The sequence below is a fragment of the Sphaerochaeta associata genome, assembly GCF_022869165.1.
Classification (GTDB): Bacteria; Spirochaetota; Spirochaetia; order Sphaerochaetales; family Sphaerochaetaceae; genus Sphaerochaeta; species Sphaerochaeta associata.
This window is the reverse complement of sequence record NZ_CP094929.1, coordinates 911,473-926,227: the sequence shown is the minus strand read 5'-3', so window position 1 is coordinate 926,227 and position 14,755 is coordinate 911,473. Positions and strand designations below refer to the sequence as shown.

Genomic DNA, 14,755 nt, shown 5'->3' with positions numbered 1-14,755 from the left:
GTTGTCTCCTTCAGGTAGTAAGTTCCTGATACTTCTGTACATTCGCCCGAGCAAGAGCTCCAAGTGAAAGCGTATCACTCATACAGGTAACGATGTGAGCCCCTTTTGCAAACTTTGCCTTGGCGGCTTCCCAGTCCGAACCGAGCGCCATCAGGTACTTGTCAGATGCCAGGACTTTCGCCTCAACTTCCTCAAGTGCAGCCTTGGCCTGAGGCGCCTGGGCATTTCCCAAGAAGCCGAGGTTGGTTGCTAAATCAACAGGTCCTACCATGATGCCGTCGAAGCCGTCGAGCTTGAGAATCTCATCAAGGTTCTCCATACCCTTCGGCGATTCAATCATGAGAAAAAGCATCACCAAATCATCGGCTTTCTTGAAATAAGAAAGAGGATCATTGCCGAAGTGGGCAGCTCTCGTACTGGCTGCTACGCCGCGAACCCCATCCAAGGGATAGTGGACCGCTGCAATGGCAGCCTTTGCTTCCTCAACAGTTTCGATATTGGGGACGATGATGCCGTAGGCCCCTGCATCCAGAATCCGTTTGATCATCACAAAGTCATTCCAAGGAGCACGTACAAACGGGACAGCGGGGTATCCATTCATCGCCTGAAACTGTGTCACCAAGGTGGGAAGATCGACTGGAGAGTGCTCCATGTCAATGATGATGGCTTCCATGCCGGCATCCGCCAGTACTTCAGTGGTAATATTGCTGGCAGCCTGAGCCCAGGCCGCCAACACATTCCCACCCTGCTGCAACTTCGCCTTCACAGCATTGTAGTTTTTTCCAATCATTACAGCTTCACCTTATCTTCAGCCTTCTTTTCCATAGCATCCGCCCGTCTATTGGCACGCGGGAGAAGAATCGCAAAAGCCACGGTGAGCAGCAGGAAAAACAAGCTGTCAAAATGGGTGATGAAAATAAGCGGATTGCCACTGCTGATGGTCATAGTAGTACGCATATACTGCTCTGCCAGCGGACCGAGAATTACTGCCAGGATAAATGGCACGTTCGGGTATCCTTGTTTCTTGAAGAAGTACATGACAACACCGATGACCAAGGCCAAGCCCATCTGGAATGCCGAATAGGTCGCAGCAAAAACTCCGAGAATTGCAATCAAGGCGATGGAACTGTACAGAACCAACCGATTGATCCGAACAATCTTCAGGTAATAGGGACCGAAGAGAAAGAGACTGAGTGGCAGCAACAAAGCAGCACTGATCAACAAGGCCATATACATGGGAGCCATGACATGCATCTGCTTGACCAACAGGTCCGGTCCGGGTACGACACCATAGACCATCAAGACACCAAGGATGATGGCGGTGGTCCCGTCGCCGGGGATGCCCAAGGAGAGCATCGGTACCATGGCACCTCCGCACATGGCGTTGTTTGCTGTCTCTGCGGCAACAAGACCATCGACTGCACCACTGCCGAACCGTTCGGGATGCTTGCTCACCCGCTTGGCTTCGACATAGGAAACGAAAGCAGCCATCGAGGCTCCGGCGCCGGGGAGGACACCGATGATGTACCCGATCAAGGAGCTCTTGAGATAGGTTTTCCAGCCAGCTTCCTTCATCTCCTGGAAGGTGGGGAAGAACTCTCTGCGCTTGAACTTCACGCTGTTGGCGGCTGATGTGATTTTCTTGTATTCGGCATTATTGACCATAGCCTGGTCAAACAACTCGCTGATCGCGAAAGCGCCGATGATAAGGGTGGTCAAATCGATGCCTTCAATGAGATTGGGAATACCGAAGGTGAAGCGCGAGACCGACTTCAGCGGATCCATCCCGACTGTCGCCAGCATGATGCCGAATGCCATGGTGAGGATTGCCTTCATACGTTTCTTTTCAACGATGACGATGACAACCAGGGCAAAGAGTATCAAGGAGAATTTGCCGGGGGTCCTGATCTTCAGTGCAAGGCTCACTGCCATGGGAGAGACGAAGATCAGCAACAGGGCACCAATCGAACCACCGATGGCCGAACCGATGGTAGCATGGCCGATGGCTTTTGCACCGAGGCCCTTGCGCATCATCGGATAGCCTTCCAGACAGGTCATCAATGCAGAAGGAGCGCCCGGAATGTTGATGGTGATTGCGGTGATGCTTCCGGAGTAGATGCCGGACATGTAGACACCCATGCACATGATCAGGGCATAGGTCATCGGCATGGTGTAGGTCATCGGAAGCAGAAGGACGATTGCGAGCATGGACGTCAAACCCGGCAGGGCGCCGAAAATGATGCCGATGAAAAAGCCGATCGAAAGATAGAGGAGGGACAAGGGTTGGAAGACAACCGTTGTTCCTGCCAGAATTTGCAGTATTTGGTCCATGAATTACCTCCAAAGCTCAGGGAATCTGATGTCGAAACCGATGACATACATGACGTACACAACCACCCCGATCAAGAGCGCATAGATGATCTTCTTCACGATATCCTGGGGTTTATCATCATAGATCAACATAAAGAAAAATACGTAGAGCGGAGCAAGGATGGTAAAACCAAGTATTTCAAACAGCAGGATAAACACAGCCATGATGAGGACAATCAATGCAGGTTTGATACTTTTCTTTTTTTTGACAACAACCACTGAGCCGGTTTCAGCGATTTCTTTCTTAATAGCTTTCAAGCCATCAAGAAAAAGCTTTATTGCTGCCGGTGATGCAATTAAAAAAATCAAGAAGGGAAACGATGACTCGCTGAGCAAGCCATCAACCATTGGAGGCGCCAACTGTAACGCACTGATTACATAGATGATAAGGGCAACCTGCATAAAGAAGGGAATTGTCACCTTTGCTTGCAGATACGGCTTAAGAGTTTTCATAGAATGTTCTTCTCCATTCACAAGACAGGCTCAAGGCTCATCCTTGTGCAATGTTTTCAAGACCTACCGCATGGCAATGCCATGCGGTAGTTTGTTCTTTCCAATACAATCAGAGTCCAAGACACGCTTACTTCAAAACACCTGCATCCTTGAGTGCCTGCAGAGCCTTGGTCTCACCGGAAATCTTGCCATCCAGGAAGGCCTTCAATTCTGCGCCCTTCCTGAAGTCAGGAGTAACACCCACTGTAGCGGACCAGTCTGCAAATTCCTTACTGGTGGCAGCCTTCTCGAAAGCAGTTTCCAGTTTGGCAATTACGTCATCAGGAGTTCCAGCAGGGGCAGCGAGGGTTAAAAAGGATCCAGAGAGGAGACTGTCGGAAAGACCGAGCTCCTTGCTGGTGGGTACAGTAGGATAGCCGGCATTGCGCACTGTGCTGAACTCAATCACACCAAGAGCATCACCACTGTTGAGGATGGGAGCAAAGTCACCAAGGCTGGTAATGGCAGCATCAACCTCACCATTGAGGATTGCTTCTCTCTGGGGAGCGGAACCCTGGTAGGAAATCATGTTGAACTTCACACCATAAAGGTCCTGGATCTTCAGAGCAAGCAGGTTTACACGGCTTCCAATACCCTGGTCGGCAACACGGATTTTGCCCGGGTTGGCTTTTGCAGCAGCAATGAGAGCGTCGAAGGTCTTATAGGGGGAGTTCTTTCCAACCATCAGGGCATCGGGCTCCTGGGTGATCAGAGCAAAGAAGCGAACCTTGGACAGTTCATATCCCTTGATAAGACCGGTGAACGGAGCATTGATAATCGAGCCATAGTTGAGGTTGCCGATGGTGTATCCATCATTCTTTGCACCCATCAGCAGGTTCGGACCGACTGCGTCATCGGCACCGGGCTTGTTGACGAAGTAGATTGCTGCTCCAAGATCTTTCTCGGCAAGCTGGGAGACTTTGCGGGCAATGGCATCAGTACCACCACCGGCACCCGAGCTGACAATGAATTCAATGTCTTTGCTGGGATATGCCTCAGGGGCACCCTGTGCAAACAAGGCGACAGACGCCACTACCAACAATGCAAGAAGGACAAGTACTCTTTTCCCACGCATAAGAACCTCCACGTACCTTTCATTCTCCCCCACGGAAAGAAGAAAGCCACAAGTGTATTACACCCTATCCGAAGGGCGGAATCTGCTAATCACTGATTATCAGATTCTGATATACTAAGTATACAATGCATATATCATCTGTCAACCAAAATGTGTAAAATCTGTTTAATTACTTCTATTATAATATTTTATACGTTATATATCATATATATTATATCGCTTTCAGCACAGATTCAACTGAAATGGCTAATAATTCTTCACTAATAAAAGTTTCCGTCGGTTACTATGTTGTTCTGCAATATCGGCAGCTTTCAGGGCATCCTGGTCACGGAGTGCCTCATACAAGGCACGATGATCCTTTCTTGATTGAGGAAACTCAGAGACAAAATCCGAATAGGACAACCTGCTATGGCGAAGCATCGAGTGAATGACCCGCATCAAGGAGATAAAGAGAGGATTTCTCGTACTGTTCGCCAACTTCTCATGAAATGCCTCATCAAGACGTACCATCTCGGCATGTTCGGTTACCGTCTCCATGGCATCAAGCAACAGTTTCAACTCTGCAAGGTCCTCAATCGTACGAATGGCAGCAACCCGTTTGGAAATTCCACGTTCCAAGGTGGTCTTCAGTTCATACAGATCCATCAAAGGGGGCTGTACGTTCATGTACATGGCTTCAAACAATAAGGTAAAGGGGCCGATGATGCTTGAAAGTGAAACATCGGCCAGGTAGCACCCGCTGCGGGGCACGATCTTCAGAACCCCCATTGCAGCCGCCCGCAGGAATCCCGACCGCACCTGGCTCTGGGAAACTCCAAGTTCATTGGAGAAGGTCCGGATGGAGGGCAGCTTGTCACCGGGTTTCATCCCCTTCTCCCGGATGTAACCCACCAGAGTGAGCACCATCCTATCCTCTTCATCCCTGCAAAGACTGTCCAAGACCTGGTCCATATGGCTCCCCTTCTAATCTGATAATCACTGATTATTAGATTCCATCCTTTTCTGGCTGCTGTCAAGTTTTTCTTATCTATGCAAGGCATAAAATGTTAAAACGCAGAGTTCAAGCCCACACCACCCTACTCTTTTGATTGACAGACGGGAATATCACTCTTACAATATATCTGATATATCATTTTTGAGGAGCATACCATGCACGAAGCGTTATCCAGCTATATGAAAGTCGGCCTCATCCACTTCATGGCCTATCCGGTTTCAAGCGGGGAAGGTCCGATCGTTGAAACATTCAAGAAAATCGCCGCAGATCCTTTCTTCGAAGCTGTGGAAGTAACGTGGATCCGCGATAGTGAAGCAAGGAAGCAGGTTCGATTCATGAAAGATACAGCCGCCCTTACGCTCGCCTATGGAGCCCAGCCGAGACTGCTTTCCACCAAGATGAATATAAACGATTTGGATGAGAAGAAACGGCTTTTGGCAGTGGCAAACTTGAAAGAAGGCATTGATGAAGCCTATGAACTGGGTGCGAGCTCCTTTGCCTTCCTCAGCGGCAAATATGAAGAAGCAACAGTGGAAGCATCCTATCAGGCATTGGTGGCATCCACCAAGGAAATCTGCGCGTATGCAGCATCGAAAGGTACTTTGAAAATTGCTCTGGAAGTCTTCGATTACGACATCGATAAGAAGAGCCTCATCGGACCTGCATCACTGGCCAAGCGGTATGCAAAAGAGATTCGCACGGAGTACCCCGAGTTTGGCTTGCTGGTCGACCTCAGCCATATTCCCCTGCTCCATGAGACCATCGAAGAGTCATTGATGCCGGTCAAGAAATACATCACCCACGCCCACATGGGAAATTGCGTCGTCAAGGACTCTTCCCTTCCCGGATATGGAGACCTGCACCCCCGCTTCGGGTTCCCGGGAGGCGAGAACGATGTACAGGAACTGGCCGATTACCTGCAGTGCCTGTTGTCCATCGGATTCCTGAACAAGGAGAAGCGCCCGATTGTCAGCTTTGAAGTGAAGCCATTCGGCAGCGAGGATCCCGATTTGGTGGTTGCCAATGCAAAAAGGACACTGCTGCTCGCATGGAACAGGGTTAAACCGATAAAAGACTAGCGAAAAAAAGGTTTGACATGTATCATGCATCAGAAGACGGAGGGAATTGCATGCAATCGGTAGCCCAGAAAGGTGTGGTTTTTCAGACAGCAGCTGAAAAAGCGTATGAGATCATCAGCAAGAAAATCATGAAAGGCGAATATGAGCCAGGTATGAGATTGGTTCGCCGTCAGCTTGCCCAAGAGCTTGGCGTCAGTCCGATCCCCATCCTTGAGGCAATGAAGCGCCTGGAGCAGGATGGCTTGATCGAGTACAAAGCGCACTGGGGCTCCATCGTTACCATTCCAACCGTCGAACGGGTGATGGACATGTTCGCCTTCAGGGAAGCCATAGAGTGCCAGGTGGCAAGGATTCTTGCCACCAAGGCCACCGATGAGCAAAAGAAGGCGCTTCGCTCCCTCGCAGAAGAGCTGGACATTCTCCGCTTTGAAGGTACGGAGACAGAGAAGATCACCCAGTTGCATATCCGTTTCCACGTCATGATGGCTGAGTGTACAGGCTTTTCCTCCCTCATCGCCGGCCTTCAGAAGATCAACTTCACCTGGCTGCTCTTCAATGCCGTGCAATCAAGGCGCGCAAGACCTGCCATCCAGCGGTATTGGCATGTCACCCTGATCGACAACATTCTTGATCAAGACCCGGACAAGGCGGAGAAAGTGATGCGCGACCATATCTATGACTCGTACTACCCTTTCATCGAGGATTTGAAGAACTCTTCGGTTAAGTAGTAGAGAAATAAAAGTCGCAGAAAGTACAGTACTTACTTCAGTAAATGATTATTGTATAATCAGTACCAGTAAAAAAATTTTGTTTGACAGTTAGTAATATACATGATATATCATTTATATCTGTTAATCGAAACTATACAAAATCACGAAAGGAGCATCTATGAAACAGACACATCTACGCTTTGTTGTCATCGTTACAGTCCTGGCTCTGCTTGCAAGCTTCGGCTTGTTCGCTGCAGGAACCAAAGAGAGTGTTGCTACGCAGGCAGATCCTGCTGCCACGTATCCCGAAAAACCGATACAGATCATCGTCCCGGTAGGAGCCGGAGGTGATACCGACCTCAATGCCCGTCTCTTCTCCAAATACCTCGAAAAGGAACTTGGACAGAGCCTGGCGGTTGTAAACGTCACCGGCGGTGGCGGAACCATCGGCATGCAGCGCGTTCTGGACTCCGATGCCGACGGCTATACTGCCCTCTTCTTCCACGGTGAGGCAATGATTCCCAAGATCGCAGGTCTTGTCGATTACGGCATCGAGGCTTTTGACATGGTCGGCATCGGCCTGTTGGACGACACCACCGTGTTGGCAACCCACCCCGGCATGCCGTTCAAAACCCTGCCTGAGTTCATCTCCTACGCCAAGGCAAATCCCGGCAAGGTGGAATTCGGCATGATGACCGGTGGCTACCCCCACCTGGTAGGCATTGTTCTGGAAGCTGAAGCCGGTATCGATTTGAATCTGGTTGACGTCGGCGCCAATGCTGCAAAGACGGTTGCCCTCAAGGGCCGCAAGACCCAGGTGATCAACACCCAGTACGGCCTTACGCTCGACTACTTCAAGAGCGGTGACTTTGTCGTGCTCGGGTTGACCTCAAAGCAGCGCAATCCGTTGTTCCCCGAGGTTCCGACCACAGCCGAACAGGGCTTGGACCTTGAGTTCAACAAGTTTTTCTTTGTCGGGATGCCAAAGGGAACCCCCAAGAGCATTGTTGACAAGTTCAGCGCAGCAATGAAACGTGTCGTTGAGAATCCTGAGTATCAGGCGGATGCCGCCAAGTACTTTGTTACTCCGACCTACATGGCTCCTGAGCAGGCAACCAAGCATGCACAAGAGGTCTATGAATACTTCGCCCAGTACCAGGACCTTTTCAGAGGCACTTCGAAGTAACAAAGCTGAGTCTTCTTCGGTGCAGGGCCCTGAAAAGGGCCTTGCACACACTTATTGAGGGTATTCACCATGAACAAAAAAACAATCGGCTTGGGATTCTTCAGCATAGCCTTGGGAATCGCCATCCTGATCATGAGCAACGGTATCAGGGACTTTGCTGCAGTAGGCGTCGGAGCAAAGTTCTTTCCCCGCATTGCGGCGGTTGGATTCATGATCCTCGGATCCCTGCTCGTATACCAAAACCGCACCCTGCTCTTCGTGCGTTCACACTCAGAGACTGCCAACATGAAAGGGTCCTCCTTATCACCTGTGCTGACTCTGGCAATCCTTATTCTCTATCTTGCCCTGATTCCGATCTTGGGCTACATCATCGCCTCAACACTCTACATGTTCGGGCAAATCCTCATTCTGAACCGAGGCAACAAGCAACACTACCTGCGCTACGGCATCATCGCCATCATCAGCGCAACAGCTACCTATCTTTTGTTTGTAAAAGTATTCAACGTCATGATTCCCGCAGGAATCCTCGGCTAAAGGAGTAGATCACATGATTTTGGAAGGTATTCTGGCCGTTTTCACGGTAAAAACCATATTGCTCATCTTCGGTGGAACAGTCCTGGGGATTCTCTTTGGATCCATTCCCGGGATCACGGTAACCATGGGAGTCGCACTGTTCCTGCCCATCACCTTCAGCATGAGCCCCGTGGAAGGCCTCTCATTGCTGATGGGCCTGTACATCGGTGGAACCAGCGGAGGACTGATCTCCGCCATTCTGCTCAATATTCCGGGAACACCTGCTTCTGTATGCACGTGTTTCGATGGCTCCCCTATGGCAAAGAATGGACAAGCGGGCAAGGCACTGGGAATCGGCATTGTATTCTCATTCTTGGGAGGAGTATTCAGCTTGCTGGTTCTCTATTTCATCTCCCCGTTGGTAGCTGAGGTTGCCTTGAACTTCGCCTCGTTTGAATACTTCTCGATCGGGGTTTTCAGCCTCACCCTCGTCTCCACCATGTCAGGCAAATCCTTGGTCAAAGGCTTGTTCAGCGCCCTGCTCGGGTTTGCCTTCACCTTCATAGGCATGGCCCCGATCACAGCCTTCCCACGCTTCACCTTCGGTATCAAGGAACTCAACGGAGGAATCAGCCTGCTGCCTGCACTCATCGGCTTGTTCGCCGTCGCCCAGTTGTTCGAAGAGTCTGAACAGGGTGTTGGAGAGAAGGTAAAACCTGTGGAGTATGCCATCAAGGGATTTGGTTTCTCGATGAAGGAATTCTTGTCACAGAAAGTCAACTTCCTTCGTTCTGCCTTGATCGGAACCGGCATCGGAATCCTTCCCGGTCTTGGCGGGGCGATCTGCAGCGTCGTCTCCTACGGCGTTGCAAAGAACCAATCGAAGACTCCCGAGCTCTTCGGCAAGGGCTCCATTGAAGGCTTGGTAGCCAGTGAGACATCCAATAATGCCTCCACCGGCGGAGCCCTCGTTCCCCTGATGACTCTCGGAATCCCCGGGGACAACACCACCGCAATCCTGCTGGCGGGTTTCATGATCCACGGCATCACCCCCGGCCCTCTTTTGTTCGAAAACAACGGAGTGCTCGTGTATGCAATCTTCACAGCCCTGCTGCTATCCAATATTTTCATGCTCATCAGTGAATTTGGCGGAATGCGATTATTCGTAAAAATCCTTGCCGTCCCCAAGCATATTCTGCTCCCGATCGTGCTTACCCTGTGTGTAATCGGGTCCTATGGCCTGAATAACCGCATGTTCGACGTATGGACCATGCTTTTCTTTGGTGTCTTGGGTTTTGCGATGAAAAAGTTCGAAGTGCCTGCAACCCCCCTGTTGCTTGGCTTCATTCTGGGACCCATCATCGAAACCGAGCTGCGCCGCGGTCTGATGAGAAGCCAGGGAAGCTTCCTTCCCTTCTTCACCGAACCGATCAGCGGTGTCATTCTCACCCTTACCATACTCATCGTCCTTTTTTCCGCCTTCAGAACCATTCGTCAAAAGAGAAATAATCAACGCTAGGAGGAACCTGCATGATGAATCGTACCATAGCTTGCACTGCCGTAGATCGTGCCTACTGGGAAAAGACTGCCGACTTGGTGGATCAATTCATCGACATCCCGCTGAACTACCGGCAAAGCGGACACCCCGGTGGATCTCGATCCAAAGTACATATGCTGCTCTCGCTCATGCTCAGCGGTGCCATGGTATGGGACATCCGCGACAGCGACAAGCCGTTCGGAGACAAGTTCGTACTCGGTTGCGGCCATACCATTCCCCTCGTGTATGCCACCTTGGCTGTGCTCAATGAGGCTCTTCGCTTTGCATACCGGCAAACAGGGGATGAAAAATACCTTGTCAAGGATGAGAAGAACCGAGCACTCTACTGGGAGGACCTGGTGGGCTTCAGACACCGCGGCGGTCTTTCAGGCCATGCCGAGGCAAACGGCAAGACTTCCTTCCTCAAGGCAAACACCGGCCCTTCCGGCCACGGTACCCCTGCAGCAGCAGGTCTGGCATTCGCTCTCAAGCGAGCCGGAGCCGAACAAGTGAGGGTATTCATCATGGAAGGCGAAGGTGGTCTGACTCCCGGAGCCACCCACGAGACGCTCAATACTGCCTGGGGCATGGCTTTGGACAACCTCCACTTCCTCGTGGACTGGAATGACTTTGGCATCGATGGACACAAGACCAGCGATGTGCTTCCCGGCAAGCCCGAGGATTGGTTCGCTCCTCATGGCTGGAAAGTTTTCGGCACTGAAAACGGTTCTGATTTTTCCTCTCTCACACAGCAGTTGCACGCAATGATTAGTGTTGACAACCAGGAAAAACAACCCTCGATGCTGTGGTTCAAGACTCGCAAGGGCAGAGGGTATCTCAAGTACGATGCTCCAAGCCACGGCGCCCCCCATGCCAAGAACAGCGAGCTGTTCTGGAACCTCAGAAAAGAGTTTGCAGCAAAGTATGGAGCCCGGTTTGTAAACGTCGATGCAAAGAGTCCTGCCGATGAAGCAGAGTTCCGTGCAAATCTTCAAGCAGTGGTTGATGTCATGCACGCCGACCGCAACCTTTGCATGTACCTGGCAGACCGCTTGGTACAGCTCGGCGATGCCGTCCCCCAAAGCCTTGCAACCTACAAGCTGAACACACAGGGCAATCCTTTCAATGACCCGGTATTCTGGGACAGCAAGAACTATCCTGAACAACTCTGGGGAAAAGTCGGCCAGAAATTGGCAAACAGGGCCGGTATGGGAGCCTGGGGTGCATATATCAACTACCTTGGAAAGACCAAGTACAACCGTCCCTTGTTTCTCGCCGCCTCAGCAGACCTGAGTGCTTCGACCAATCTATGGGGCTTTGCCAACGGTTGGGAAGGTGAATCCGGCTATGGTTGGTATGAGCGGGTCGGCACCAAGGACGGGGTGATGGCCCCAACCGAAATCACGGAGTTCTCCAACGCCGGCATGATGAGCTCGGTTGCCACCCTGAATTTCAGCAACAAGAGCAAGGATGAATTCGACGGCTTTTATACAGCCGTTTCCACCTATGCTTCATTCTCTTACCTCAAGTATGGTCCCATGAGACTCTTCAGCCAGTTCTGCCAGGATGCCGATCACAAGGTGGGAAAGGTCCTCTGGGTTGGAGCCCATACAGGTCCCGAGACGGCGGATGACAGCCGTACCCACTTCGGCATTTTCTCCGTAGGAGTGCATCAGCTCTTCCCGAAGGGGCATATCATCAACTTGTTTCCTTGGGAATACAATGAGGTGCCGGTACTTTTGGCAGAAGCTTTCAAGAGCAGCATCCCCCTGATCGCCTTGCATGTCACCAGGCCCGAAATGGAGATCCCCGATCGTAACAAGCTTGGCATTCCCTCACATTTCGAAGCCGCCAAGGGTGCCTATGTGCTCAGGCCGTACCAAGAGGGCAAACAGAGGATGGGAACCATCTTTGTACAGGGAACCAGTGTGGTATACAGCATCCTTTCCCTGCTTCCTACGCTCGAACAGGAAGGTTTGAACGTCAAGATTGTCTGTGTGACGAGCACTGAACTGTTCGAAATGCAAAGCAAGGAGTACCAGGATCAGGTGCTCACTGATGGAGACCGTGCCGATTCCACCTTCTTTACCACACAGGCAAGGAGGATGATGAGTTCATGGGCGTTCAACAGCGTCAGTGAGCAGTACTGCCTCTCTAGCGACCATGATGATCGATGGAGAACCGGTGGCTCATTGGATGAGGTCCTTGATGAAGCTCACATGAGTCCGAAATGGGTTTTGGAAGCGATCAGAAGATTTGCATTGGGACGGGAGCAGAGACTCGAAACACTTTCTCAGCAGCTTGCATCGGCAAAACAATAATTCGATAAGGAAATATATATGACAGTGAAAGATTTGAAAGAGGGAAAAGCAGCAGTAGGCACCATGGTGAGAATGGTTCGCAATCCAGCAATTGTCTTGGTGGCAGCCAATGCCGGCCTGGACTTTGTGATGTTCGATATGGAGCATGGAGCCTTCTCATTTGAAACCATCGCTGATGCATCGTCCCTCGCACGCGCCAAAGGCATCGAGTGCTTTGTGCGTGTTCCCGAACTCTCCAAGGGGAATGTCTCGAGGGCTCTCGATTGCGGAGTGACCGGAGTCATGGTTCCCATGGTGAAAAATGGTGACGAAGCACGCAAGTTTGCCGATTGGGCAAAATTTGCCCCGGTCGGACAGCGTGGTCTTGGAGGAAGCGGAGCCCATACCGAATACCTCGATGCTGCAAAAAACCCCGAAGCGTTTATGAGGCAGGAGAATGAGAACATCCTTACCATCGCCCAGATTGAACTTTCAGAGGCGATCGACAACATTGAGGATATTGCCGCCACCGAAGGCATCGATGCACTTTTGATCGGGCCTGCCGACCTCTCCAACTCTTTGGGAGTAAGTGGACAGTTCAATCATCCCAAGATGGATGAGGCAATCGCCAAAGTTGCGGCAGCGGCTAAGAAGCATCACAAGATTTTCGGTTTCCATGCAGCCGAGGAACTCACCCGCAAGTGGATGCCCCACGGCCTTACCCTGCGTATGAGCCTGATGGATATCAACCTGCTTGCCAAGGGTATGGCGGCCATCACCTCGCTTAGGGACTGACCGCATAGAGATGCATGTACAACCTCCTGCTAAATGTGCGGGAGGTTGTTCTTTTTCCTCCCCTCTTTCCTAGAACGCAAATTTCAGCAATACTACAGTATAGCGACGATTAGGAGGCATCACATGCACACACCCCATACCCTCATCACCTGCATTGTCAACAAAGGCATGGCGGAAGCAGTTATGGAGGCGGCAAGAAAGGCAGGAGCCTCGGGAGGAACCATCCTCTCAGCTCGTGGCACGGGCAAGGAAGAGGATGTCAAGTTCTTCGGCTACTCGCTTGTACCGGAGAAGGAGATGCTTCTTGTCCTGGTCGGAGCCGGTCAGACCGGAAAGGTGCTCCAAGCCATCAAGGAAGTACCGCCACTTGTCGAGCCGGGAGCAGGAATCGCCTTTTGTGTCGATGTCGAGCGTTTTATGACCTTCGGCGAGCCTGAGACTCTGTAGCTCCCTCTTGGGGCAATTGAAGCACAAGGCCGAGCAGCAAACAGATTATTGAGACAAACAAAATCCCCAAACCGACCCCGAACAGGGTGCTGAGCCAGCCGAGCAGCAGGGCGATTGCAGCTGCGAACATGCTTTCGGCCTGCGACTCTACAGACAGAGCCGATGCAAGCGATGTTTGATCCATCCGCTCGCTTACATAGGCGATTCCCATCGGCTTACGCAGATTCTCCAGAATATAAATGCCGAGGTACAGCACTACGGCCAGCACCACATAGGAAAGATGGAGCAAAAGGCCGCTGACCAATCCAAGGGAGAGCCCGATCAACAGGGTGATGTTCAGCGGCGTAGCCAAGCCGTTGAAATGCGATGCCAACGCTCCCGATTTACTGGAAGCAAATGCGGTTGTTGCGTACAAGAGGGAGTAGACGATTCCTATCACCAACGCAGTCCGTTTCTGGACCTCGAAAGCCAGAAATATCGGAAGGCTCAGGGCAAGGGTCTGCAAGAGCGGCTGCAAATAGTCCTTGAACGCTTTGTAGTAGCCGCTGTACAGAGCCTGGCTGGAGATGGTGCGCACCATCGAAAGACTCTTCATGGTAACAACAAGCGAGCGGAAAACGGTGACGAACTCCTGTCCTACCCGCTTGTCGCCGGCATGCCGATTCCCGTCAAGACTCTTTGGATAGGAGAGAATGAGGAACATGTTGAGTACATACGGTATGATGGTAAAAAGAAAAATTGGAGCATAGGATCCTTGATACAGGACAAGCAGGGCTGCAATCAGAGCGGATATGGCGGCTCCTCTCTGCGACCAAGCACGGGTGTGCCCGTAGTAGTAGGTTTTCTGGTCCTCCCACCCGTTGAGTCTCAGGTAATCGAAGATCATCGCCTTGTGGGTTCCGGTACGAAAGGCATCCCCAAAGGCGTAGGCAATCATCGCAAGCAGCAAAATCTCAAAACGGTCGGCGAAATAGAAGGTTATAAAAGCCAGGATATAGGCAAGAAAGGAGAATACCATCGTCATTCTTCTTCCGACACTGTCTGCGAAAATACCTGAAGGGATTTCAGTTATGTTGATCAGCACTTCACGGGTCGCATAGAGGGTCCCGATCTCAAGATAACTCAGCCCCTTGTCCAAGAAGACCAGCAGCATGAACGGCTCATAAAACCTCAGGTCCTTGAGAAACCCGTATGCACAAAACTTTGCATACTGCACATTTTTAGTGAATGTTTGCTTTAGCATACTAACAACCTCGC

General features: G+C 51.2%; 14 protein-coding genes. 8 read left to right on the top strand and 6 right to left on the bottom strand.

Features of this window, described 5'->3' with window-relative positions; all coding sequences use genetic code 11:
• Positions 1-10: 10 nt before the first annotated feature.
• From MUG09_RS04235 to MUG09_RS04215, 5 genes are all read right to left on the bottom strand, one after another.
• The gene (locus MUG09_RS04235) at positions 11-790 is read right to left on the bottom strand and encodes an HpcH/HpaI aldolase family protein (RefSeq protein ID WP_244773853.1); all 780 of its coding nucleotides are present in this window, start codon (positions 788-790) and stop codon (positions 11-13) included.
• Positions 790-2,331 (bottom strand): tripartite tricarboxylate transporter permease, encoded by a 1,542-nt coding sequence (locus tag MUG09_RS04230; protein ID WP_244773852.1) that lies wholly within the window; start codon positions 2,329-2,331, stop codon positions 790-792. The genes MUG09_RS04235 and MUG09_RS04230 overlap by 1 nt, the downstream gene beginning before the upstream one ends.
• A 3-nt stretch (positions 2,332-2,334) precedes the next feature.
• Positions 2,335-2,823 carry a tripartite tricarboxylate transporter TctB family protein gene (locus tag MUG09_RS04225; RefSeq protein ID WP_244773851.1) on the bottom strand — a complete coding sequence of 163 codons (489 nt, stop codon included), beginning with the start codon at positions 2,821-2,823 and terminating at the stop codon, positions 2,335-2,337.
• A 127-nt stretch (positions 2,824-2,950) separates the two neighbouring features.
• Positions 2,951-3,937 (bottom strand): tripartite tricarboxylate transporter substrate binding protein, encoded by a 987-nt coding sequence (locus MUG09_RS04220; protein ID WP_244773850.1) that lies wholly within the window; start codon positions 3,935-3,937, stop codon positions 2,951-2,953.
• 246 nt (positions 3,938-4,183) lie between these two features.
• Positions 4,184-4,888: a FadR/GntR family transcriptional regulator gene (locus MUG09_RS04215; RefSeq protein WP_244773849.1), complete on the bottom strand. Its 705-nt coding sequence runs from the start codon at positions 4,886-4,888 to the stop codon at positions 4,184-4,186.
• Between the two features lie 198 nt (positions 4,889-5,086).
• On the opposite strand from MUG09_RS04215, the gene MUG09_RS04210 reads away from it, so the two are divergent.
• The 8 genes from MUG09_RS04210 to MUG09_RS04175 all read left to right on the top strand — a co-directional run bounded on the left by MUG09_RS04210 (position 5,087) and on the right by MUG09_RS04175 (position 13,498).
• A complete protein-coding gene (locus MUG09_RS04210; protein ID WP_244773848.1) occupies positions 5,087-6,010 on the top strand; it encodes a sugar phosphate isomerase/epimerase family protein in 924 nt (307 codons plus the stop codon).
• A 50-nt stretch (positions 6,011-6,060) separates the two neighbouring features.
• Positions 6,061-6,738 (top strand): GntR family transcriptional regulator, encoded by a 678-nt coding sequence (locus MUG09_RS04205; protein WP_244773847.1) that lies wholly within the window; start codon positions 6,061-6,063, stop codon positions 6,736-6,738.
• A gap of 160 nt (positions 6,739-6,898) precedes the next feature.
• Positions 6,899-7,906: a Bug family tripartite tricarboxylate transporter substrate binding protein gene (locus MUG09_RS04200; RefSeq protein WP_244773846.1), complete on the top strand. Its 1,008-nt coding sequence runs from the start codon at positions 6,899-6,901 to the stop codon at positions 7,904-7,906.
• A 69-nt stretch (positions 7,907-7,975) separates the two neighbouring features.
• A complete protein-coding gene (locus tag MUG09_RS04195; RefSeq protein ID WP_244773845.1) occupies positions 7,976-8,440 on the top strand; it encodes a tripartite tricarboxylate transporter TctB family protein in 465 nt (154 codons plus the stop codon).
• 13 nt (positions 8,441-8,453) lie between these two features.
• Positions 8,454-9,938, top strand: coding sequence for a tripartite tricarboxylate transporter permease (locus MUG09_RS04190; protein WP_244773844.1), 1,485 nt, complete (start codon positions 8,454-8,456; stop codon positions 9,936-9,938).
• A gap of 11 nt (positions 9,939-9,949) precedes the next feature.
• A complete protein-coding gene (locus MUG09_RS04185; RefSeq protein WP_244773843.1) occupies positions 9,950-12,277 on the top strand; it encodes a transketolase-like TK C-terminal-containing protein in 2,328 nt (775 codons plus the stop codon).
• Between the two features lie 18 nt (positions 12,278-12,295).
• Positions 12,296-13,051 (top strand): HpcH/HpaI aldolase family protein, encoded by a 756-nt coding sequence (locus MUG09_RS04180; protein ID WP_244773842.1) that lies wholly within the window; start codon positions 12,296-12,298, stop codon positions 13,049-13,051.
• 123 nt (positions 13,052-13,174) lie between these two features.
• Positions 13,175-13,498 carry a P-II family nitrogen regulator gene (locus MUG09_RS04175; protein WP_244773841.1) on the top strand — a complete coding sequence of 108 codons (324 nt, stop codon included), beginning with the start codon at positions 13,175-13,177 and terminating at the stop codon, positions 13,496-13,498.
• Here MUG09_RS04175 and MUG09_RS04170 read toward each other — a convergent pair.
• Positions 13,467-14,741, bottom strand: coding sequence for an MFS transporter (locus MUG09_RS04170; RefSeq protein ID WP_244773840.1), 1,275 nt, complete (start codon positions 14,739-14,741; stop codon positions 13,467-13,469). The genes MUG09_RS04175 and MUG09_RS04170 overlap by 32 nt on opposite strands.
• Between the last annotated feature and the right edge of the window lie 14 nt (positions 14,742-14,755).